General features: G+C 52.4%; 17 protein-coding genes. 5 read left to right on the top strand and 12 right to left on the bottom strand.

The genetic code is table 11. From position 1 onward, the window contains the following. Window positions 1-176 precede the first annotated feature (176 nt). The 4 genes from C2U41_RS22325 (at window position 177) to C2U41_RS22340 (ending at window position 3,796) form a co-directional block, all read left to right on the top strand. Window positions 177-1,358, top strand: a complete 1,182-nt coding sequence (locus C2U41_RS22325; RefSeq protein ID WP_003840591.1) for an MFS transporter — start codon at window positions 177-179, stop codon at window positions 1,356-1,358. Next, window positions 1,327-2,286 carry an HTH-type transcriptional regulator YidZ gene (gene yidZ, locus C2U41_RS22330; RefSeq protein ID WP_003023837.1) on the top strand — a complete coding sequence of 320 codons (960 nt, stop codon included), beginning with the start codon at window positions 1,327-1,329 and terminating at the stop codon, window positions 2,284-2,286. The genes C2U41_RS22325 and yidZ overlap by 32 nt, the downstream gene beginning before the upstream one ends. Window positions 2,287-2,452: 166 nt before the next feature. Further along, on the top strand, window positions 2,453-3,199 hold the full coding sequence (locus C2U41_RS22335; protein ID WP_003840588.1) for a 4'-phosphopantetheinyl transferase family protein: 747 nt from the start codon (window positions 2,453-2,455) through the stop codon (window positions 3,197-3,199). A 30-nt stretch (window positions 3,200-3,229) separates the two neighbouring features. Next, window positions 3,230-3,796 carry an NADPH-dependent FMN reductase gene (locus C2U41_RS22340; RefSeq protein WP_003023832.1) on the top strand — a complete coding sequence of 189 codons (567 nt, stop codon included), beginning with the start codon at window positions 3,230-3,232 and terminating at the stop codon, window positions 3,794-3,796. A 54-nt stretch (window positions 3,797-3,850) separates the two neighbouring features. Here C2U41_RS22340 and adeP read toward each other — a convergent pair whose 3' ends face one another. After that, a complete protein-coding gene (adeP, locus tag C2U41_RS22345) occupies window positions 3,851-5,188 on the bottom strand; it encodes an adenine permease AdeP (protein WP_003023830.1) in 1,338 nt (445 codons plus the stop codon). A gap of 167 nt (window positions 5,189-5,355) precedes the next feature. Between adeP and yieH the strand changes: the two genes are divergently transcribed. After that, window positions 5,356-6,021: a 6-phosphogluconate phosphatase gene (gene yieH / locus C2U41_RS22350; RefSeq protein WP_032950596.1), complete on the top strand. Its 666-nt coding sequence runs from the start codon at window positions 5,356-5,358 to the stop codon at window positions 6,019-6,021. A gap of 84 nt (window positions 6,022-6,105) precedes the next feature. On the opposite strand, the gene phoU is transcribed toward yieH, so the two are convergent. The 11 genes from phoU to atpA form a co-directional block, all read right to left on the bottom strand. Beyond that, complete coding sequence (phoU, locus tag C2U41_RS22355) at window positions 6,106-6,831, bottom strand: phosphate signaling complex protein PhoU (protein WP_003023824.1); 726 nt, start codon at window positions 6,829-6,831, stop codon at window positions 6,106-6,108. Window positions 6,832-6,845: 14 nt separating this feature from the next. Then, window positions 6,846-7,619: a phosphate ABC transporter ATP-binding protein PstB gene (gene pstB / locus C2U41_RS22360; protein WP_003023821.1), complete on the bottom strand. Its 774-nt coding sequence runs from the start codon at window positions 7,617-7,619 to the stop codon at window positions 6,846-6,848. Between the two features lie 46 nt (window positions 7,620-7,665). Continuing rightward, window positions 7,666-8,556 carry a phosphate ABC transporter permease PstA gene (gene pstA / locus C2U41_RS22365; RefSeq protein ID WP_003023819.1) on the bottom strand — a complete coding sequence of 297 codons (891 nt, stop codon included), beginning with the start codon at window positions 8,554-8,556 and terminating at the stop codon, window positions 7,666-7,668. Then, complete coding sequence (gene pstC / locus C2U41_RS22370) at window positions 8,556-9,515, bottom strand: phosphate ABC transporter permease PstC (protein ID WP_003023817.1); 960 nt, start codon at window positions 9,513-9,515, stop codon at window positions 8,556-8,558. The genes pstA and pstC overlap by 1 nt, the downstream gene beginning before the upstream one ends. A 144-nt stretch (window positions 9,516-9,659) precedes the next feature. Next, complete coding sequence (gene pstS, locus C2U41_RS22375) at window positions 9,660-10,700, bottom strand: phosphate ABC transporter substrate-binding protein PstS (RefSeq protein ID WP_003023814.1); 1,041 nt, start codon at window positions 10,698-10,700, stop codon at window positions 9,660-9,662. A gap of 334 nt (window positions 10,701-11,034) precedes the next feature. Further along, on the bottom strand, window positions 11,035-12,864 hold the full coding sequence (gene glmS, locus C2U41_RS22380; RefSeq protein ID WP_003023813.1) for a glutamine--fructose-6-phosphate transaminase (isomerizing): 1,830 nt from the start codon (window positions 12,862-12,864) through the stop codon (window positions 11,035-11,037). Window positions 12,865-13,088: 224 nt separating this feature from the next. Further along, a complete protein-coding gene (gene glmU / locus C2U41_RS22385; RefSeq protein ID WP_048217016.1) occupies window positions 13,089-14,459 on the bottom strand; it encodes a bifunctional UDP-N-acetylglucosamine diphosphorylase/glucosamine-1-phosphate N-acetyltransferase GlmU in 1,371 nt (456 codons plus the stop codon). Between the two features lie 648 nt (window positions 14,460-15,107). After that, window positions 15,108-15,527: a F0F1 ATP synthase subunit epsilon gene (locus tag C2U41_RS22390; protein WP_003023809.1), complete on the bottom strand. Its 420-nt coding sequence runs from the start codon at window positions 15,525-15,527 to the stop codon at window positions 15,108-15,110. A 20-nt stretch (window positions 15,528-15,547) separates the two neighbouring features. Then, entirely contained in the window at window positions 15,548-16,930 is a 1,383-nt protein-coding gene (gene atpD / locus C2U41_RS22395) for a F0F1 ATP synthase subunit beta (RefSeq protein WP_003023806.1), read from the bottom strand. A gap of 26 nt (window positions 16,931-16,956) precedes the next feature. Next, window positions 16,957-17,820 (bottom strand): F0F1 ATP synthase subunit gamma, encoded by an 864-nt coding sequence (gene atpG / locus C2U41_RS22400; protein ID WP_003023804.1) that lies wholly within the window; start codon window positions 17,818-17,820, stop codon window positions 16,957-16,959. A gap of 50 nt (window positions 17,821-17,870) precedes the next feature. After that, window positions 17,871-19,412 carry a F0F1 ATP synthase subunit alpha gene (atpA, locus tag C2U41_RS22405; RefSeq protein ID WP_003023802.1) on the bottom strand — a complete coding sequence of 514 codons (1,542 nt, stop codon included), beginning with the start codon at window positions 19,410-19,412 and terminating at the stop codon, window positions 17,871-17,873. Between the last annotated feature and the right edge of the window lie 4 nt (window positions 19,413-19,416).

Here is a 19,416-nt window from a genome sequence, read left to right on the forward strand (position 1 = left end):
GTTGCCCGGTGGCGCGATGCTTGCCGGGCCTACAGGCCCTGTAGGCCGGATAAGGCGTTTACACCGCCATCCGGCAACAACAATTTCCCATGCGGAAATCACTGTTGTCCAAATGGCAACTCGTGCAGTTGACTCTCTGACCGTATGCTTAGCGCCACATTTCTCATGAGGTCGCTATGACACGCTTTCTAATCTGCAGTTTCGCCCTGGTTCTTCTTTATCCTGCCGGTATTGATATGTATCTGGTGGGGCTGCCCCGTATTGCGGCCGATTTACAGGCCAGCGAGGCGCAACTGCATATCGCGTTTTCGGTTTATCTGGCAGGAATGGCGACGGCGATGCTTTTCGCCGGAAAAGTTGCCGACCAGTCAGGACGTAAACCAGTCGCCATTGTCGGTGCACTCATCTTTATTTTCGCCTCTGCGCTGTGTTCATTTGCTGAGAGCGGTACGCCGTTCCTGGTAGGCCGCTTTATTCAGGGTGTGGGCGCTGGCTGCTGTTATGTGGTGGCTTTCGCTATTCTGCGCGATACGCTCGACGATCGTCGCCGGGCGAAGGTACTGTCGTTGTTGAACGGTATTACCTGTATCGTGCCGGTGCTGGCTCCGGTGATGGGGCATCTGATCATGCTCAAATACCCGTGGCAGAGCCTGTTCTACACGATGATGGGAATGGGTGTGGCTGTTTGCCTGCTGTCGGTGTTTGTCCTGCGAGAATCGCGCCCAGCAACGCTTATGGCGACGATGGAAAAGAACCACACAACCGAATCACTGGTAAACCGCTTTTTCTTAAGCCGTCTGGCCATTACCACCCTCAGCGTGTCGGTGATCCTGACCTTTGTGAATACGTCTCCGGTGCTGCTGATGGAAGTGATGGGCTTCGACCGCGGCGAGTACGCCACTACCATGGCCATGACCGCTGGCATCAGTATGGCGGTCTCTTTCTCTACGCCATTTGCTCTGAGCGTGTTTAAACCTCGCGTTATGATGCTGACCTCGCAGGTGCTGTTTCTGTGTGCAGGCGTGGTGTTAACCCTTGCTACTTCACACGCGGTAACGTTGTTCGGGTTAACCTTAATCTGCGCCGGATTCTCGGTCGGTTTCGGTGTTGCGATGAGCCAGGCGCTGGGACCGTTCTCGCTGCGCGCGGGCGTCGCCAGCTCGGCATTAGGTATTGCACAGGTTTGCGGTTCCTCGCTGTGGATTTGGCTGGCGGCTGTTCTTGGCCTTGATGCGCTGAATATGCTGATCGGGATTCTGATTGGCTGTAGCATAGTGAGTATCATGCTGATTATCACTGTTGCACCTAACCGGTCCGCGCCAACTCATGAAGAAATCCCTCAGCAGTCTCGATCTTAATTTATTGCTCTGCCTGCAGCTGTTGATGCAGGAACGCAGCGTCACTAAAACCGCTAAACGGATGAACGTCACACCGTCGGCGGTCAGTAAGTCGCTGTCGAAGCTGCGGGCCTGGTTTGACGATCCCTTGTTTGTGAACACCCCGCTGGGGCTATCGCCGACGCCGCTGATGGTCAGCATGGAGCAGAGCCTGGCTGAATGGATGCAGATGGGCAATCAGCTGCTCGATAAGCCGCACCATGAATCGCCGCGCGGGCTGAAGTTTGATCTGGTGGCCGAAACGCCACTGGTGATGATCATGTTCAACGCGCTCTCCCGGCAGATTTACCAGCGCTATCCTCAGGCGACGATCAAAATACGCAACTGGGACTATGATTCGCTGGATGCCATTATTCGCGGTGAAGTGGATATTGGCTTCACCGGGCGCGAAAGTCATCCGCGTTCGCGAGAACTGCTGAGTTTGTTGCCATTGTCGATCGACCATGAAGTGCTGTTTTCCGATCTGCCCTGCGTCTGGCTACGTGAAGATCATCCCGCACTGCAGGAAGAGTGGAATCTGGACACCTTTCTGCGCTATCCGCACATCAGCATTAGCTGGGAGCAAAGCGATACCTGGGCGCTGGATGAAGTCCTGCAAGAAATGGGGCGCGCACGCAATATCGCGTTATGTCTGCCTGGTTTTGAGCAATCGCTGTTTATGGCAGCGCAGCCGGATCACGCGCTGATTGCCACCGCACCGGTTTATTGCCAGCGTTATAACCAACTCCACCAGCTTCCACTCGTTGCGCGGCCGATGCCATTTGATACGGCGCAACTGGAAAAAATGCGCGTACCGTTTACTCTTCTTTGGCATAAACGCAACAGCCACAATCCTAAGATCGTCTGGCTAAAAGACACGATCAAGGCGCTTTATCGCGATATATCCTGACGATCCGTCATTTTGGTGTTTCAAAATCGACCATTCTGGCAACAGAAATGTAAATATCGCGTAATGTATCCCATTTCCGCTTACTTTTTGGGCAGCAAAGCCTGCCCGGAAGCCGTGTAAATGTTACTCTGGTGATAATCACGGACCATTAATCACGGAGCGAAAAATGGCGACACATTTTGCCAGAGGGATTCTTACGGAGGGACACCTGGTATCAGCTCGCCTCCCTTCTCCATGCCATATCGAAGCAAGAGATCTGCCCGCTCATCGCCGAACACGCTTCCTGGCCTCCCGAAGTCTTCTCGCCGAACTGATGTTCATGCTTTACGGCACCAGCACGTTGCCTGAGATTGTTACTGAGGCGAAAGGTAAGCCCGTTTTTCGCGATAAGAATCTACCGGGATTTTCGATCTCTTATGCCGGGAATATCGTCGGCGTTGTGCTAACGACTGAAGGAACGTGCGGCCTGGATATGGAACTTCAGCGGGCAACCCGCGGGTTTAACAATCCAAATTCAGCGGAAACGTGGCGCTTCTCCAGTAACGAAAACCTGTGGATCAATAATCAAAACGACCCCAATGAAGCGCGCGCGCAGCTCATTACATTGCGCCAGAGCGTACTCAAACTCACCGGCGATGTATGCAATGACGATCCGCGCGAACTCCAGCTTTTACCCGGCGCAGGACGCCTGAAATGTGCCCATGTTGCGCAGATTGAAGCCATTTGCGACGCGGAAGATGTGCTGGTGTGGTCGGTTGCGGTTTCGCCAGCCATTGAAAAACTCAAGGTTTGGGAGTTTGATGGTCAGCAGGACTGGAAAAGTTTGCCTGATATCCAGACTCGCGCCAATGAGCCAACGGGTCGTCTGATCCGGTTCTCTCAATTATGCGCAGCGAAAAGCCATACGCTTTGATTTAACCTTTATGATGAAACAGGAGTCACCATGTCTGAAACATTGAATGTTGTTACGTTACTGGGAAGTCTGCGCAAAGGTTCGTTTAATGGAATGGTTGCCCGTACACTGCCCAAGATTGCTCCCGCAGGAATGGAAGTGAGCGCGTTACCGTCGATTGGTGATATCCCACTGTACGATGCCGATCTCCAGCAGGAAGAAGGTTTTCCGGCCAGCGTAGAAGCACTGGCTGAGCAAATCAGAAAGGCTGACGGTGTCGTCATCGTCACACCTGAATATAACTATTCTGTTCCGGGCGGACTGAAGAACGCCATCGACTGGCTGTCTCGCCTGCCCGATCAGCCATTATCCGGCAAACCGGTGCTGATCCAGACCAGCTCCATGGGTGCCATTGGCGGCGCGCGCTGCCAGTACCATCTGCGTCAAATCCTGGTGTTCCTCGACGCCATGGTAATGAACAAGCCGGAATTTATGGGCGGGGTCATTCAAAACAAGGTGGATCCGCAGACGGGTGAAGTGATTGACCAAAGCACGCTGGACCATCTGACCGGCCAGTTGACCGCATTTGGCGACTACATCCAACGCGTGAAAGCCTAAAAGAAAACGCCCGCCAGCAACGATGCCTGGCGGGCAGTTGTCCAGACCGATATTTTAGTGCGCGTCGATAAACACAATCTTCAGTACAAACAGCAGCGCGACAACGATGACGCACGGGCTGAGATCGCGGAAACGTCCAGTACCGATTTTCATCACGCAGTAAGAGATAAAGCCCAGCGCAATACCTTCGGTAATTGAGAAGCTAAACGGCATCATCACAGCGGTAATAAACGCCGGAACCGCTTCAGTCAGATCATCCCACTTCACGCGTGACAGGCTTGATGTCATCAGCACGCCAACATAAATCAGCGCACCTGCTGCTGCATAGCCCGGTACCATACCCGCCAGCGGCGACAGGAAGATAACCAGCAGGAACAGCAGGCCAACGACGACTGCCGTCAGGCCGGTACGGCCACCAACCGACACCCCGGAAGAGGATTCAATATAGGCGGTAACGGAAGAGGTCCCGATAAACGCCCCGGTAACCGACGACACGCTATCCACATACAGCGCCTGCTTCATGCGTGGGAACTTGCCCTTCGCGTCCGCCAGACCGGCTTTATCCGTCACGCCAATCAGCGTACCGGAGGAGTCAAACAGGTTGACCAGCATGAACGAGAAAATCACACCCGCCAGGCCAATGTTAAACGAACCAGCCAGATCGACATGTCCGATAACGGACATCACGCTCGGCGGCGCAGAAACGATACCGTTGTAATGGACATCGCCCAGCATCCAGCCCAGCAGCGTAGTTACAATGATGGAAATCAGCACCGCCGCATGAATGTTACGTGACGCCAGAATCGCGATGATAAAGAAGCCCAGAATACCGAGCAGTACGCTGTGGGACGTCAGGTTACCGATAGACACCAGCGTGTCTTTGTTGGCGACGATAACACCTGCGTTTTTCAGCCCCATCATGCCGATGAACAGACCGATACCGCTGGTGATCCCCACTCGCAGACTAACTGGGATATTAGCAATCATCCAGTAACGTACGCGGAAAATGGTCAGCAGCAGCAGACCTACCGCGCCCCAGAAGATAGCCCCCATACCGATCTGCCATGACAGGCCCATCGCGCCGACGACCACGAAAGCGAAAAATGCGTTCAGGCCCATAGCAGGCGCAAGTGCGACCGGCAGGTTAGCAAATAGCCCCATCAGGATGCTACCAAAGGCAGCAATAAGGCAGGTGGTAACAAAGACGGCGCTGGTATCCATGCCAGCCACGCCAAGAATTTGCGGGTTAACAAAAACGATATACACCATCGTCAGGAAGGTGGTTAAACCGGCGATCACTTCGGTCCGTGCCGTCGTGCCATGTTCGCGCAGTTTGAACACGCGTTCCAGCATCCCCTGGCCAGAAGCCTGGGTTGTGTGTTGTTGACTCATTATCAATTTCCGAACAAGGAGGGAAAATTCGTCGCTATCCTATACCAAAATGCGACAATAGGGTTGGGTTATGAGCAACTTTTTTCATTGATTTTGCTTATACGGCAACGATTGCGTCGCCCAATAATGCATTACGAAAACGTTAAACTTGTTAAAACGGAAATGACATGTCCCAGATAGAAGCCGTATTTTTTGACTGTGACGGTACCCTTGTCGACAGTGAAGTGATTTGTTCTCGCGCGTATGTCAGCATGTTCCAGGCGTTTGGCATTACGCTCGATCTTGAAGAAATTTTCAAACGCTTCAAGGGGGTAAAGCTGTACGAGATCATCGACATTATCAACGAAGAGCACGGTGTCGAACTGGCAAAGGCCGATTTAGAACCGGTTTACCGCGCTGAGGTCGCACGTCTGTTCGATACCGAGCTGGAAGTCATTGCTGGTGCGAACACGCTGCTGGACAGCATGGCTGTGCCAATGTGCGTGGTGTCTAACGGTCCGGTCAGCAAAATGCAGCATTCGCTGGGTAAGCTGGGCATGTTGCACCATTTTCCTGATTTACTGTTCAGCGGCTACGATATCCAACGCTGGAAGCCCGATCCGGCCCTAATGTTCCATGCGGCAAAAGCAATGGACGTTAATGTTGAGAACTGCATTCTGGTTGATGATTCCAGCGCAGGCGCGCAGGCGGGGATTGCGGCGGGGATGGAAGTGTTCTACTTCTGCGCAGATCCGCATAACAAACCGATCGATCATCCCAAAGTCACGACTTTTACCGATCTGGCACAGTTGCCGGAATTGTGGAAGGCGCGGGGTTGGGATATTACCCGGTAATTTTTTGTAGGCCCGGTAAGCTTGCGCCACCGGGCAATTGCCGGATGGCGCTAACGCTTATCCGGCCTACTTTCTACGTTTTTATCACTCTTTAGGATCTTTGCCCGCCAGCAGCTTATCCAGCTCATCGCCGCCCACGTGACGGAAGTCTTGTCCCTTCACGAAATAGAAGATGTATTCGCAGATATTCTGGCAGCGGTCACCGATACGTTCGATGGAACGTGCGCAGAACAGCGCGGTCAGCACGCTTGGAATGGTACGTGGGTCTTCCATCATATAAGTCATCAGCTGACGCACGATGCCTTCATACTCCTGGTCGACTTTCTTATCTTCGCGATAAATACGTACCGCTTCGTCGAGATCCATACGCGCAAACGCATCCAACACGTCGTGCAGCATCTGCACGGTGTGACGACCCAGCGACTCCAGACTTACCAGCAGCGGCTGGTGCTGTTGCGAGAACTTCTCCAGCGCGGTGCGGCAAATTTTATCTGCCACGTCGCCAATACGTTCCAGCTCAGCGATAGTTTTGATAATCGCCATCACCAGACGCAGGTCGCTCGCTGTCGGTTGACGCTTGGCGATGATACGCACGCAGGCTTCGTCGATCGCCACCTCCATCATGTTGACGTTCTTATCGCCTTCAATGACGCGCTTCGCCAGCTCGCTGTCCTGGTTGTGCATCGCCGTGATTGCATCAGAAAGCTGCTGCTCGACCATGCCGCCCATGGTCATCACCTGGGTACGGATGCTTTCCAGCTCTGCATTGAACTGGCCGGAAATATGTTTATTAAGGTTAAGGTTATCCACAACAAGCTCCTGAATCAGCCGTAACGACCGGTGATGTAATCTTCAGTTTGTTTCTTCGCGGGCTTGGTGAACAGATCGTCCGTGTTACTGAACTCAATCAACTCGCCCAGGTACATAAATGCCGTGTGATCGGAACAACGCGCAGCCTGCTGCATGTTGTGGGTAACGATAACGACGGTGTAATCCTCTTTCAGCTCAGTGATCAGCTCTTCGATACGCCCGGTAGAAATAGGGTCGAGCGCTGAACATGGCTCATCAAGCAGAAGCACTTCCGGGCGAATGGCGATGCCACGCGCAATACACAGTCGCTGCTGCTGACCACCCGAGAGAGAGTACCCGCTCTGGTGTAATTTATCTTTGGTTTCATTCCACAATGCGGCCTTGGTCAATGCCCACTGCACGCGTTCGTCCATATCCGCACGCGAGAGTTTCTCAAACAGACGTACGCCAAAAGCGATGTTGTCGTAGATGGACATCGGGAACGGCGTGGGCTTCTGGAATACCATGCCCACTTTGGCACGCAGCAGAGCGATATCCTGGGTATTGGTGAGAATATTGTCGCCATCCAGCAGAATTTCACCTTCCGCACGCTGCTCCGGGTACAGTTCAAACATTTTGTTGAACGTACGCAGCAGCGTCGATTTACCACAGCCAGAAGGCCCGATAAACGCCGTTACCTGGTTTTTCGCGATATCCAGGTTGATGTTCTTCAGGGCATGGAATTTGCCATAATAGAAGTTCAAATCACGAACCTGAATTTTACCTGGGGCAGTATCAACCATACTCATTTCAATCTTTTCCTCATCCGGCGCCGCATCAGCCACGCCGTAAAAATTAACCGTGTTTCTTCTTCGCGAAAATGACGCGCGCCAGAATGTTCAGCAGCAGTACGCACAGGGTAATAATCAGTACCCCGGCCCAGGCCAGTTGCTGCCACTCAGCAAACGGGCTCATCGCAAACTTAAAGATAGTGACCGGCAGGTTGGCGATAGGCTGCATCATGTCGGTGCTCCAGAACTGGTTGGAGAGCGACGTAAACAGCAGCGGAGCCGTTTCACCTGCGATACGAGCAATTGCTAACAGAACACCTGTAATGATCCCCGAGACAGATGCCTTCAGGGTGATCGCAGAAATCATCTTCCATTTCGGCGTACCCAGTGCATAGGCGGCTTCACGCAGACTATCTGGCACCAGCTTGAGCATGTTCTCTGTGGTACGAATAACAATAGGCACCTGCAGCAGCGCCAGCGCGATCACGCCCGCCCAGCCGGAGAAATGCTCCATTTTTGCTACCACGATGGTGTAAACGAACAGACCGACCACGATAGATGGCGCAGAAAGCAGGATGTCATTGATAAATCGGATGACCTCAGCCAGCCAGGACTTACGCCCATACTCCGCCAGGTAGATACCCGCCATAATACCGAGCGGGGTACCAAACACGGTCGCCCACAGAATCAACAGACCGCTACCGGCAAGGGCGTTCGCCAGACCACCGCCCGCCGTATTCGGCGGCGGCGTCATTTCGGTGAACAGCGCCAGCGACATACCGTCAATACCGCGGGTGATCGTGGACATCAGGATCCAAATGAGCCAGAACAGACCGAACGCCATGGTCGCCATAGAGAGCGTCAGCGCGATGCGGTTTTTCAGACGACGACGCGCCTGCATTTTACGGCGGGATTCCGCAAGCTGAGCGGTGTTTTGCATTTCAAGCGTAGCCATTAGCGTGCCCCCTCGTTCTTCGCAAGGCGCATGATCATGAACTTAGACGCAGCCAGCACGATGAAGGTGATCACAAACAGAATCAGACCCAGCTCCATCAACGCTGCAACGTGCAGCCCAGATTCCGCTTCGGCAAATTCATTCGCCAGCGCAGAGGTAATACTGTTGCCCGGCATGTACAGCGAGGCACTGTCGAGCTGGTAGGTGTTACCGATGATAAAGGTCACCGCCATGGTTTCACCCAGCGCACGCCCCAGACCCAGCATCACGCCGCCGATCACGCCATTTTTGGTGAACGGCAGGACGATACGCCAGATAACTTCCCAGGTGGTACAGCCGATGCCGTAGGCCGACTCTTTCATCAGTACCGGCGTTTGTTCGAACACATCACGCATAACCGCCGCAATGTACGGGATGATCATGATGGCGAGGATCACGCCAGCCGCCAGAATACCGATACCAAAAGCTGGGCCGGAGAACAGTGCGCCAACAAACGGAATGTTGGAAAGGATGTTTCCGACCGGCTCCTGGAAATAAGTCGCAAACAGCGGGGCAAAGATAAACAGCCCCCACATGCCGTATACGATACTCGGAATTGCCGCCAGCAGTTCAATAGCGATACCCAGCGGGCGACGCAGCCAGCCAGGTGCAAGTTCAGTCAGGAACAGCGCAATGCCGAAACTCACCGGAACGGCAATCAGCAGTGCAATAAGTGAGGTAACCAGCGTACCGTAAATCGGTACTAAAGCACCGTAGATATCGTTCGGCGCATCCCAGTCTTTGGTCCACAGAAAGGAGAAACCAAATTTCTGAATGCTTGGCCAGGAGGAGATAACCAGAGAGACAATAATGCCACCCAACATCAATAGCACAATCAGCGCAGCCAGTCTTACCAGCGCGCTGAAGATCATGTCACCCTTTTTACCCGGTGGGTTAAAAGCAGGCTTGGTTGCAGCCATAAATCACTCTTTAAGTTAAACGCGTTTACGAAGTTGCCCATGCCGGATGGCGCTACGCTTATCCGGCCTACAAAGCGGGCCTACAGTCGAAACCGTAGGGCGGATAAGCGTAGCGCCATCCGCCAACTCGTTAAAGATATTCTATTAGTACAGCGCTTTACCGCTGCTGTCTTTCACGTTGGTCTTCCATGCAGCACGAACCTGCTCAACCACGCTGTCTGGCAGGCTGGCGTAATCCAGGTCGTTAGCCTGTTTGCCGCCATTTTTGTACGCCCAGTCGAAGAACTTCAGCACTTCTGCGCTCTGCTCTGGTTTCTTCGACTCTTTATGGACCAGGATGAAGGTGGTGGAGGTGATTGGCCACGCGTCGTCACCTTTCTGGTTAGTCAGATCCTGAGCGAAGGTTTTGCTCCAGTCAGCGCCTTTTGCGGCGTTAGCAAAGCTCTCTTCTGTCGGGCTTACCGGTTTGCCATCAGCAGAGACCAGCTTGGTGTACGCCAGGTTGTTCTGCTTAGCGTAAGCGTACTCAACGTAACCGATAGAACCCGGCAGACGCTGTACGAACGCAGCGATACCGTCGTTACCTTTACCGCCCAGACCGGTCGGCCAGTTCACAGTAGAGCCGGAGCCAATTTTAGATTTCCACTCTTCGTTTACTTTTGCCAGGTAGCTGGTGAAAACGAAGGAAGTACCGGAACCGTCAGCGCGACGCACAACGGCGATATTCTGTGAAGGCAGCTTCAGACCCGGGTTCAGTTTGGTGATGGCTTCATCATCCCACTTTTTAATTTTACCGAGGTAGATGTCACCCAGCGTTTTACCGTCCAGCACCAGCTCGCCGGATTTCAGGCCCGGGATATTCACAGCCAGCACTACGCCACCGATCACGGTCGGGAACTGGAACAGACCTTCTTGCGCCAGTTTTTCGTCAGACAGCGGTGCATCAGAAGCGCCGAAATCAACGGTATTGGCCGTAATTTGTTTTACACCACCGGAGGAGCCGATACCCTGGTAGTTTACTTTGCTACCGGTCTCTTTCTGATAGGTATCTGCCCATTTGGCATACACTGGCGCAGGGAAGGTTGCACCTGCACCTGTCAGGCTCGCTGCTGCAAACGCAGAGAACGCGCTCATGGATAAGGTCGCGGCGACAACAGTTGCGACAGTGGTACGCATAACTTTCATAATGTCTCCTGCACGGTTTTCGTAAATCGTTGTTTGAGTTGCTACTGTGAGCAAAATAGGACAAACAGGTGACAGTTAAATGTACGAAATATGACAGTTTTATGACAACGAAAAATACGGGAAATTTTTTATCTAAAAATACATTTAAAACAAAAAGTTAGTCACAATCATAACAATAATATTTCGTTAGAATTTTCTTTTTATGACACTGAAAACAGTAGTTGAAGATGACGGTTTGTCACATAAAACAGGCGGGATAATTGATTAAAAACAGAACAAGTTTAAAAAAATGCCCCGCTTGTAGCAGGGCATTTCCAGTTCAGTTAAGCACGGATTACTCTACGGTAACTGACTTCGCCAGGTTACGCGGCTGATCGACGTCGGTGCCTTTAATCAGTGCCACATGATACGCCAGCAGCTGCAGCGGAACGGTGTAGAAGATCGGTGCAATCACCTCTTCCACATGCGGCATCTCGATGATGTGCATGTTTTCGCTGCTGGTAAAGCCAGCATCCTGGTCAGCAAAGACGTACAGCTGACCGCCACGGGCGCGAACTTCTTCAATGTTGGATTTCAGTTTTTCCAACAATTCGTTGTTCGGCGCAACCACGATAACCGGCATATCGGCATCAATCAGCGCCAGCGGACCGTGTTTCAGTTCACCTGCGGCATAAGCTTCAGCGTGAATATACGAGATCTCTTTCAGCTTCAGCGCGCCTTCCAGCGCAATTGGATACTGATCGCCACGGCCAAGGAACAGCGCATGATGTTTGTCAGAGAAACCTTCTGCCAGAGCGGCAATGCGTTTGTCCTGAGACAACATCTGCTCAATACGACTCGGCAGCGCCTGCAGACCGTGAACGATCTCCTGCTCAATAGACGCATCAAGGCCTTTCAGACGGGACAGTTTCGCCACCAGCATCAGCAGAACGGTCAGCTGAGTGGTAAATGCCTTCGTGGAGGCCACACCGATTTCGGTACCGGCATTGGTCATCATCGCCAGGTCGGATTCGCGCACCAGAGAAGATCCTGGTACGTTACAGATAGCCAGCGATCCCAGATAGCCCAACTCTTTAGATAAGCGCAGGCCCGCCAGGGTATCCGCCGTTTCACCAGACTGAGAAAGGGTAATCATCAGGCTGTTACGGCGCACGGCGGATTTGCGATAGCGGAATTCGGAAGCGATTTCGACATCACAAGGAATACCCGCCAGCGATTCAAACCAGTAGCGGGACACCATACCGGAGTTGTAAGACGTACCGCAGGCGATAATCTGGATATGCTCAACCTGAGACAGCAACTCGTTGGCACGCGACCCCAGCTCGCTTAAATCCACTTCACCGTGGCTAATGCGCCCGGTCAGCGTATTTTTAATCGCGTTCGGCTGTTCGTAGATCTCTTTCTGCATGTAGTGGCGATAAATACCTTTTTCGCCCGCGTCATACTGCAGATTCGATTCGATATCCTGACGTTTCACTTCTGCGCCAGACTTGTCGAAAATAGAGACAGAACGACGAGTCACTTCCGCGATGTCACCCTCTTCCAGGAAGATGAAGCGACGGGTTACCGGCAGCAGCGCCAGCTGATCGGAAGCGATGAAGTTTTCGCCCATACCCAGACCAATCACCAGCGGGCTACCAGAACGGGCCGCCAGCAGGGTTTCCGGATTACGGGTATCCATGATCACCGTGCCGTAGGCACCACGTAGTTGGGGAATAGTACGCAGCACGGCTTCACGCAGCGTACCACCCTGTTCCAGTTCCCAGTGCACCAGGTGAGCAATCACTTCGGTGTCGGTTTCAGAAACAAAGGTATAGCCACGCGTTTTCAACAGCTCACGCAGTGGTTCATGGTTTTCAATGATGCCGTTATGCACCACAACAATGTGTTCAGAAACATGAGGATGCGCGTTCGCTTCTGAAGGTTCACCGTGTGTCGCCCAACGGGTATGAGCGATACCTGTACCACCATGCAACGGATGTTCTTCCGCAGCAGCAGTCAGCATCTGCACTTTACCCAGACGACGCAGACGGGTCATGTTACCTTCAGCATCGACGACGGCCAGACCAGCAGAGTCATAACCACGATATTCCAGACGACGTAAACCTTCGAGAAGGATTTCAGCTACATCACGCTGCGCGATAGCGCCAACAATTCCACACATATTTTTTGATTCCGAATTTAGGCATTATGCCTGTCGTTGTCGCTGACCTGTATTTGCCCTTTCCGGGCGCCCCGAGCCTTGTAGAGAGTGGGGTTATTTTTATGGTACTGCTTGTTGAGGGGAGGATTATGTTATCCCCTCATCTCTTGTCTGCCTGATGGCGCTTACGCTTATCAGGCCTACAGAACGTCACCGCACGTAGGCCGCCATCCGGAAAAAATCACTTACTTCTTCTTCACCGGACGCTGCCAGCCCTGTTTATGGACCTGAGGTACACGGCTTAATACCAGTTCGTTATCGGCGACATTACGCGTTACGGTGGTTCCAGCGGCGATGGTCGCACCGTTACCCACGGTGACAGGCGCCACCAGCTGAGTATCAGAACCCACAAACACATCATCACCAATAATGGTTTTAAACTTATTGGCGCCATCGTAATTGCAGGTAATCGTACCCGCGCCGATGTTCACGTTATCGCCAATTTCCGCATCACCCAGGTAGGTCAAATGACCGGCTTTGGAGCCTTTACCCAGACGCGCTTTTTTCATTTCGACAAAGTTACCCACGTGCGCGCCTTCCTGCAGCTCAGCACCCGGGCGCAGACGTGCGAATGGACCAATGGTGCAAGCGGCTTCCAGATGCGCATCTTCCACCACACTATATGGACTAAGCTCGCAACCCTCACCAATCACGCTGTTTTTGATGATGCAGCCGGCGCCAATCTTGACGCGATCCCCAACGGTTACGTTACCTTCAATGATAACGTTAGTATCAATTTCAACATCGCGCCCATGAATAAGCGTACCGCGAAGATCAAAACGTGCCGGATCGCGCAGCATCACGCCTGCCAGCAGCAGTTTTTCTGCCTGCTCGGACTGATAAACACGTTCCAGACGGGATAGCTGAAGACGGTTATTCACCCCTTCAGTTTCGCTAATGCGTGCCGGATGTACTGCAGCAATTTCACGTCCTTCCTGATACGCCATCGCGATGATATCGGTGATGTAGTATTCACCCTGCACGTTGTTGTTGGTCAGTTTAGACAGCCAACGCTTCATGTCAGCACCGTTGGCAATCAGGATACCAGTGTTTATTTCCTGGATTTGACGCTGCTCGTCGGTGGCATCTTTATGCTCAACGATACCCGTGACATTGCCGTTATCGCGGGTAATTCGGCCATAACCGGTTGGGTCATCAAGTTTTACCGTTAGCAAGCCAATCCCGCCCTGCGGTTTGGCTTCACGCAGGCGACGTAAGGTATCGGTAGAGATCAGCGGCACATCGCCATAGAGCATTAAAATGTCTTCATCATCACCAAAGAATGGCGCCGCCTGCTGCATTGCATGGCCGGTACCCAACTGTTCCGCCTGCAGAACCCAGTTCAGATTGCCATCTTTCAGCGTCTGCTTGAGCAAATCACCACCGTGCCCGTAGACCAGATGTACGTGAGTCGCACCTAATTCATTAGCAGCATCAATGACATGCTGAACCATCGGTTTTCCTGCGAGGGTATGCAGCACTTTAGGGAGATCGGAATACATACGCGTGCCTTTGCCTGCGGCAAGGATCACGACGCTCATAGCATTATTCAACATACACATCCTGACTGTAATTTGAGAACGAATTTATACCGTTTCACATTGAAAATACTACATTTTTTTCAGCGTGAAATGGACCGAAGATAAAACGTTCAACAGGGGTAATTCCCCATCTGATAACTCACTATTTTCGTCTAAATCAGTATCTTTTGTCTGCCAAAAACCTGGGGGCTGCTCTTATTAAAGCCTTAGGTTAATGTTTTTGCTATTTTTTCACCGCATGAATAAAGAGTTACACATGCAAAGCCCGATTTTATTTATGTGATTCAGTGAGAAACCGAAAATGCGTACGCGAAATAAAAAGTTGAGGGAGAAGAGTAGGGGAGGGGATTTATAACAACAAGTGGCGCTGACTGATAAACCATATCAAGCATCGCGCCACAGGACAGGCAGGTAAAGTCTAAAAGCTCATATTGCTGAACATGGCGATGATTTTATTGAGTAATTTCATGTTGGCATCTCTTTTTATCTGATTTTATTATGTGACACACATCACATAAAAAGAGTCTACGCCGCATTTTTTAGCCAATCAATATTTTTATGATCTAAATCACAAAACAGCTTTCAATTTAAATGTTCTTGCAGCAAAAGCAAAAAAAAGCCAGCCTGGAAACCAGACTGGCCTTTATGCTTTTCAAGCCGGTGTTACATCGCTTTTTTGGTCAACTCGATAACGCGCAGTTTCGCGATCGCTTTGGCCAGTTCCGCAGATGCCTGAGCGTAATCCACGTCACCATGAGAGCTCTTGATGTGCTCTTCAGCCTTACGCTTCGCTTCCAGGGCTCTCGCTTCATCGAGATCCTGTCCGCGAATCGCGGTATCAGCCAGAACGGTCACGCTGCCAGGCTGCACTTCGAGAATGCCGCCGGACAGGTAGATAAACTCTTCATGACCGAACTGTTTAACGATGCGGATCATACCAGGCTTAATGGCGGTGAGCAGCGGTGCGTGACCCGGGAAAATACCCAGTTCACCTTCACTACCCGTTACCTGGATTTTCTCGACCAGACCAGAGAACATTTGTTGCTCTGCGCTGACAACGTCCAGGTGGTAAGTCATTGCCATATCACCCTCCGATTAAGGCGTTAAAGTTTTTTGGCTTTTTCCACGGCTTCGTCGATAGAACCAACCATGTAGAACGCCTGCTCTGGCAGGTGGTCGTATTCGCCTTCCATGATGCCTTTAAAGCCACGGATGGTGTCTTTCAGGGAAACGTATTTGCCCGGAGAACCGGTGAATACTTCCGCAACGAAGAACGGCTGGGACAGGAAGCGCTGAATCTTACGTGCGCGTGCTACCACCAGTTTATCTTCTTCAGACAGTTCATCCATACCCAGGATGGCGATGATGTCTTTCAGTTCCTGATAACGCTGCAGCAGGGACTGTACGCCACGCGCGGTGTCGTAGTGTTCCTGACCAACAACCAGCGGATCCAGCTGACGGCTGGTGGAGTCCAGCGGGTCAACTGCCGGGTAGATACCCAGAGATGCGATCTGACGGCTCAGTACCACGGTTGCATCCAAGTGAGCAAAGGTGGTTGCTGGGGATGGGTCAGTCAAGTCATCCGCTGGTACGTATACCGCCTGAACGGAGGTGATAGAACCGGTTTTGGTGGAGGTGATACGTTCCTGCAGAACACCCATCTCTTCCGCCAGGGTCGGCTGGTAGCCTACCGCTGATGGCATACGACCCAGCAGTGCAGATACTTCTGTACCGGCCAGGGTGTAACGATAGATGTTATCAACGAACAGCAGAACGTCACGACCTTCGTCACGGAACTTCTCAGCCATGGTCAGACCGGTCAGCGCAACACGCAGACGGTTTCCCGGCGGCTCGTTCATCTGGCCATATACCAGGGATACTTTGTCCAGAACGTTGGAGTCGGTCATTTCGTGGTAGAAGTCGTTACCCTCACGAGTACGTTCACCTACGCCCGCAAACACGGAGTAACCGGAGTGTTCGATCGCGATGTTACGGATCAGCTCCATCATGTTTACGGTTTTACCTACACCCGCACCACCGAACAGACCAACTTTACCGCCCTTAGCGAACGGACACATCAGGTCGATAACTTTGATACCGGTTTCCAGCAGTTCCTGAGAGCTTGACAGCTCTTCGTAGGAAGGTGCTGCACGGTGGATAGCCCAACGCTCTTCTTCACCGATATCGCCTTTCATGTCGATCGGGTGACCCAGAACGTTCATGATACGACCCAGCGTTGCTTTACCTACCGGGACTTCGATCGGGTGCTCGAGGTCTTTAACTTCCAGACCACGACGCAGACCGTCAGAAGAACCCATTGCGATGGTACGTACGATACCGCCGCCGAGCTGCTGCTGAACTTCCAGCACCAGGCTCTCTTTACCATTCATAACCTCAAGAGCATCGTACACGCGCGGTACGGCATCCTGAGGGAATTCGACGTCAACCACGGCGCCGATTACCTGGACAATTTTTCCAGTAGCCATCTTGAATCCTCTACGAATTAACCTGGTTATACCGCGGATGCACCACCGACGATTTCGGTGAGTTCCTGAGTAATGCTGGCCTGACGAGCTTTGTTGTATACCAACTGCAGCTCTTTAATCAGGCTGCCGCCATTGTCGGTCGCGGCTTTCATCGCCACCATACGTGCGGCCTGCTCGCTGGCCAGGTTTTCTACCACGCCCTGATAAACCTGAGACTCGACATAACGACGCAGCAGGGTATCCAGCAGCGCTTTCGGGTCTGGCTCATACAGGTAATCCCAGGATTTACGCTTCAATTCATCATCATCTGATGCCGGCAGAGGCAGCAGTTGGGTGATGGTTGGCGTCTGAGACATGGTGTTAATAAATTTGTTGCTGACAACGTACAGTCTGTCCAGGCGACCTTCATCGTAGGCCTGCAGCATCACTTTAACCGGACCGATCAGTTCGGACAGGGAAGGGTTATCCCCCATACCGGTTACCTGAGCAATCACATTACCGCCAACGGAGTTAAAGAAAGACACGCCCTTAGAGCCGATCATTGCGATATCGCACTGAACGCCTTTATCGGACCATGTTTTCATATCCGCCAGCAGCTTTTTGAACAGGTTAATGTTCAAGCCACCGCACAGACCACGGTCGGTCGACACCACCAGGTAGCCCACGCGTTTAACGTCGCGTTCTTCCAGGTAAGGGTGCTTATATTCCAGATTACCATTCGCAAGGTGACCAATCACTTTGCGCATGGTCTCTGCATAAGGACGGCTGGCCGCCATGCGATCCTGCGATTTACGCATTTTGGAAGCGGCGACCATCTCCATCGCTTTAGTGATCTTCTGCGTGTTCTGGACGCTTGCGATCTTACTACGTATCTCTTTTGCGCCGGCCATGAGCTTCTCCTCAATGCCTTGCGGTCCACCCTAAAGCAGACCGCCAGACGTTACCAGGACTGGGTTGCCTTGAAGGAATCGAGGATAGCTTTCAGCTTGCCTTCGATTTCATCGTTATAGCCACCGGACTGGTTGATCTCTTGCATCAGCGGAGCGTGGTCACGGTCAACGTAAGCCAGCAGAGCGGCTTCGAAGCTACCGATTTTCGCCAGTTCCACATCTTCGAGGTAACCGCGTTCAGCCGCGAACAGCACCACACCCTGCTGTGCAACAGACATTGGCGCATACTGTTTCTGCTTCAGCAATTCAGTTACTTTCTGACCGTGGCTCAGCTGCTTACGAGTAGCTTCATCCAGGTCGGAAGCGAACTGAGAAAACGCTGCCAGTTCACGATACTGCGCCAGCGCGGTACGAATACCACCGGACAGTTTCTTGATGATCTTGGTCTGCGCTGCACCACCAACACGAGATACGGAGATACCCGGGTTAACTGCCGGACGAATACCGGAGTTAAACAGGTTGGTTTCCAGGAAGATCTGACCATCGGTAATAGAAATTACGTTGGTCGGAACGAACGCAGAAACGTCACCCGCCTGGGTTTCGATAATCGGCAGAGCGGTCAGGGAGCCGGTTTTACCTTTAACTTCACCATTGGTGAACTTCTCAACGTATTCCGCGTTTACGCGGGATGCGCGTTCCAGCAGACGGGAGTGGAGGTAAAATACGTCGCCCGGGAATGCTTCACGTCCTGGTGGACGACGCAGCAACAGGGAAACCTGACGGTAAGCAACAGCCTGTTTAGACAGGTCATCGTAAACGATCAGTGCATCTTCACCGCGGTCACGGAAGTATTCGCCCATTGCGCAACCGGCATATGGTGCCAGGTATTGCAGTGCAGCAGATTCAGACGCGGTCGCCACAACAACGATGGTGTTGGACAGTGCGCCGTGTTCTTCCAGTTTACGAACCACGTTAGAAATGGTGGACGCTTTCTGGCCGATAGCCACGTACACACATTTGATGCCGGAATCACGCTGGTTGATGATGGCATCGATTGCCATCGCGGTTTTACCTGTCTGACGGTCACCGATGATCAGCTCACGCTGGCCACGACCGATTGGGATCATGGCATCAACAGATTTATAACCGGTCTGTACTGGCTGGTCGACGGACTGACGTTCGATTACGCCCGGTGCGATAACTTCGATTGGCGAGAAGCCATCGTTATCAACCGGACCTTTACCGTCAATCGGGGAACCCAGAGTGTTCACCACACGACCCAGCAGGCCACGGCCAACCGGAACTTCCAGAATACGACCCGTACACTTAACCTTCATGCCTTCGGCGAGGTCAGCGTATGGACCCATCACAACTGCACCTACGGAGTCGCGCTCCAGGTTCAGTGCGATAGCGTAACGGTTACCCGGCAGGGAAATCATCTCACCCTGCATACAATCGGCCAGGCCGTGAATGCGGATAACACCGTCACTTACAGAAACAATAGTACCTTCGTTGTGAGCTTCGCTCACAACATTGAACTGAGCAATGCGCTGCTTGATCAGTTCGCTGATTTCGGTGGAATTCAGTTGCATGCTC

The organism is Citrobacter freundii complex sp. CFNIH4, from assembly GCF_002934505.1.
In the GTDB taxonomy this organism is placed as follows: domain Bacteria; phylum Pseudomonadota; class Gammaproteobacteria; order Enterobacterales; family Enterobacteriaceae; genus Citrobacter; species Citrobacter freundii.

Bases quoted from the DNA above. Each gene is read 5' to 3' on its own strand.
- adeP (WP_003023830.1), bottom strand. From the start codon at position 5,188: ATGAGTCAACAACACACAACCCAGGCTTCTGGCCAGGGGATGCTGGAA.
- pstA (WP_003023819.1), bottom strand. From the start codon at position 8,556: ATGGCTACGCTTGAAATGCAAAACACCGCTCAGCTTGCGGAATCCCGC.
- pstS (WP_003023814.1), bottom strand. From the start codon at position 10,700: ATGAAAGTTATGCGTACCACTGTCGCAACTGTTGTCGCCGCGACCTTA.
- atpA (WP_003023802.1), bottom strand. From the start codon at position 19,412: ATGCAACTGAATTCCACCGAAATCAGCGAACTGATCAAGCAGCGCATT.
- pstC (WP_003023817.1), bottom strand. From the start codon at position 9,515: ATGGCTGCAACCAAGCCTGCTTTTAACCCACCGGGTAAAAAGGGTGAC.
- C2U41_RS22335 (WP_003840588.1), top strand. From the start codon at position 2,453: ATGGCGACACATTTTGCCAGAGGGATTCTTACGGAGGGACACCTGGTA.
- atpD (WP_003023806.1), bottom strand. From the start codon at position 16,930: ATGGCTACTGGAAAAATTGTCCAGGTAATCGGCGCCGTGGTTGACGTC.
- glmU (WP_048217016.1), bottom strand. From the start codon at position 14,459: ATGTTGAATAATGCTATGAGCGTCGTGATCCTTGCCGCAGGCAAAGGC.
- atpG (WP_003023804.1), bottom strand. From the start codon at position 17,820: ATGGCCGGCGCAAAAGAGATACGTAGTAAGATCGCAAGCGTCCAGAAC.
- yidZ (WP_003023837.1), top strand. From the start codon at position 1,327: ATGAAGAAATCCCTCAGCAGTCTCGATCTTAATTTATTGCTCTGCCTG.
- glmS (WP_003023813.1), bottom strand. From the start codon at position 12,864: ATGTGTGGAATTGTTGGCGCTATCGCGCAGCGTGATGTAGCTGAAATC.
- yieH (WP_032950596.1), top strand. From the start codon at position 5,356: ATGTCCCAGATAGAAGCCGTATTTTTTGACTGTGACGGTACCCTTGTC.
- C2U41_RS22340 (WP_003023832.1), top strand. From the start codon at position 3,230: ATGTCTGAAACATTGAATGTTGTTACGTTACTGGGAAGTCTGCGCAAA.
- C2U41_RS22390 (WP_003023809.1), bottom strand. From the start codon at position 15,527: ATGGCAATGACTTACCACCTGGACGTTGTCAGCGCAGAGCAACAAATG.
- C2U41_RS22325 (WP_003840591.1), top strand. From the start codon at position 177: ATGACACGCTTTCTAATCTGCAGTTTCGCCCTGGTTCTTCTTTATCCT.
- pstB (WP_003023821.1), bottom strand. From the start codon at position 7,619: ATGAGTATGGTTGATACTGCCCCAGGTAAAATTCAGGTTCGTGATTTG.